The sequence below is a fragment of the Aeromonas sp. EERV15 genome (assembly GCF_900079845.1).
In the GTDB taxonomy this organism is placed as follows: Bacteria; Pseudomonadota; Gammaproteobacteria; order Enterobacterales; family Aeromonadaceae; genus Aeromonas; species Aeromonas sobria.
On the sequence record NZ_FKKY02000058.1, the window covers coordinates 1 to 608 of the forward strand.

Annotated in this window: 1 protein-coding gene; it reads right to left on the reverse strand. The window is 69.1% G+C overall.

The features are described 5' to 3' along the window. Positions 1-387: 387 nt before the first annotated feature. Positions 388-608, reverse strand: a 221-nt coding sequence (locus tag BN4575_RS22685) for an RICIN domain-containing protein (protein ID WP_141689897.1), incomplete at its 5' end; no start/stop codon positions are given.

Here is a 608-nt window from a genome sequence, read left to right on the forward strand (position 1 = left end):
CGTGTGCATCGTGCAGCTCGGCGCGTTCATCGTGTCGCTGAAGGTGTCCTCCGGGCACGGCGTGCACCGCCGGTCCGCCGCAGACGAGCCCTCGGCGCTCGCGAAGGTGCCTGCGGTGCAGCCTGTCCATGCGACGCAGCTCGTCGCGCTATCGCCATCGTGATCCCAGGTGCCCTCGGAGCACGCGTGGGGCTCGGCACCGGGTCCTGCGTCTCCGCCGGTTGTCGTCGCCGGGTCGCTGCACCCGGAGGTCCACAAGAGCGCCACCAGGATTCGTGCTCTCGAGCTGCTTCCAAAACGTGCCATCTCGCTCCTCGGTTTCGCGCGTCGTGAATGCGCCGATGGGCGCCAGCGTGAGGTGCTCCGGTGCTCAAGCGGGCGAGGCGTTCACATCCTGGTCCACGGCTGGTTCGGCTGGCCGTTGCAGGACCGGATGATCCGCGGTGAGTTGTTCGCCGTGGCCGCGAGGTTGACGTCGAGGCGCTTGCCGGCCGCCACGCTCCTGATGGAGCCGTCTGACGCGAAGGTCCACTGCTGGTTCCTCTGCTCGACGTCGAGGCAGCGGTCCGACTGGACGCCGCGCACTGCGCACACGACGGCCTGTCCTG